This window comes from Bacillus sp. GMs2/2, assembly GCF_050172095.1.
GTDB classification, from domain to species: Bacteria; Bacillota; Bacilli; order Bacillales; family Bacillaceae_G; genus Bacillus_A; species Bacillus_A cereus.
Genome location: NZ_JBNLYE010000566.1, coordinates 1 through 1,964, shown reverse-complemented (window position 1 = coordinate 1,964; position 1,964 = coordinate 1). Strand labels below are relative to the sequence as shown.

Below are 1,964 nucleotides of genomic sequence, written 5' to 3'. Positions count from 1 at the left end.
TTAATATTCCTGTCCCCCTTGTAAATGCCTATTTTCAGAAAAGTTTGCTATAATATAAGAAATAATTAAGGTGGTGGGACTATGGAGACAACGGAATTCCATGATACAATACAAGCCTTTTCTATTTTTTTATTGAATAAAGGCCGAAAACCCTCAACTATTAAACGTTATGTTTATGACATTGAAGACTTCGGACATTGGTTAGAAAAAAACAAAAAGCTCCCTTCCAGTAATATATGGGCTACACTTTGTACAAAAGACTACGAAGATTACTTTTCCGATTTAAAAACGAATCGACATTACTCAGAAAAAACGATGCATCGTGTATTTATTGTACTAAATAGAATGCATCATTTTCTAAACATTCCTAACCCATTGAAAAATATGGAAATATCTATTCAACCAGACCGTACACTTCGTAACGAAGATTTCATTTCACCTGATGAAGAAAAAAGGTTAAAGTATATAGTCACTTCATTAGAAGGACTTTCAGAAAAACAACTTCCTGTGCGCCCCTTATTAATGGATCGCAATATTGCTATTTTAAATCTATTGATTGACTACGGTTTATCCTTACAGGAACTTACAGCATTAACAATGCATCACGTTCACTTTGAAACTAATACATTATCAATCCCAGCAACCGCAGGTGTAGAAAGAACAATTACATTAGCAAAAGAAGACAAAAAACAACTATATAATTATTACAAAAGCATCCCAGAACCAGTTCGTCCTAAATACCATAGTGATGATCCATTATTTGTCGCATTCGATTTTAACCGTGGAACATACAGGTGGGTATATGAAAATGATGCACCAAAGGCATTAACGGAAATTGCTATACAAAAAATGATTCGCCTCGAAGTGGCTAGAGCCAATTTACGTAAAGGAATTTCAGGACAACATTTTCGTAACACCTATATTTTAAACTTAATAAAAAAAGAAACTCCTGAATCAGAAATTATAAAACTCGCTGGATTCAAATCAAAAATTTCCTTAAAGCGATATTATCAATACGCAGAAAATAGAAAAAACGCCTTATTGTAAGGCGTTTTTTCTATTTTTTCTTTAAACAAACGATTTTACTATGACCATTTAACTAATTTCTGCATCTACTATGATGAGTTTCGTTCACATTTTCGTGAGAAAGGAGAGATTTAATGTCTCGTTATAACGACAATCAAAACAAATTCTCCAAACCATGCTTTCCAAGTAGCGCCGGACGAATCCCAAATACTCCATCAATCCCAATTACTAAAGCTCAACTTAGAACATTTCGTGCGATTATTATTGATTTAACAAAAATAATCCCAAAACTTTTCGCAAATCCATCTCCCCAAAATATTGAAGATCTAATTGATACATTGAACCTACTAAGTAAATTTATTTGTTCACTAGATGCTACTTCCTCCCTGAAAGCACAAGGGTTAGCTATTATTAAAAACTTAATAACTATATTAAGAAATCCAACCTTTGTAGCAAGCGCTGTATTTATTGAGCTTCAAAATCTCATTAACTATTTACTATACATTACAAAATTATTCCGAATTGACCCTTGCACACTTCAAGAGCTCCTTAAATTAATAGCAGCATTACAAACTGCTCTAGTTAATTCTGCTTCGTTCATTCAAGGACCTACCGGACCTACTGGACCAGCAGGTGCTACCGGTGCTACTGGCCCTCGAGGTAACACTGGCACTACTGGACCTCAAGGTAACACAGGTGCTACCGGTGCCACTGGGCCTCAAGGTAACACTGGCGCTACCGGTGCCACTGGGCCTCAAGGTAACACTGGCGCTACCGGCGCTACTGGACCTCAAGGTAACACGGGTGCTACCGGTGCCACTGGGCCTCAAGGTAACACTGGCGCTACTGGTGCTACCGGACCTCAAGGTGTTCAAGGTAACACGGGTGCTACTGGTGCCACTGGACCTCAAGGTGTTCAAGGTAACACGGGTGCTACT

The 1,964-nt window shown here is 37.4% G+C and carries 2 protein-coding genes; both read left to right on the top strand.

Annotated elements, in window-relative coordinates:
* Positions 1-81 precede the first annotated feature (81 nt).
* Positions 82-1,047 carry a tyrosine-type recombinase/integrase gene (locus tag ACQGS6_RS27390; protein WP_000450319.1) on the top strand — a complete coding sequence of 322 codons (966 nt, stop codon included), beginning with the start codon at positions 82-84 and terminating at the stop codon, positions 1,045-1,047.
* Positions 1,048-1,160: 113 nt separating this feature from the next.
* The coding region (locus ACQGS6_RS27385; RefSeq protein WP_426965949.1) for a collagen-like repeat preface domain-containing protein at positions 1,161-1,964 on the top strand (804 nt) is incomplete at its 3' end.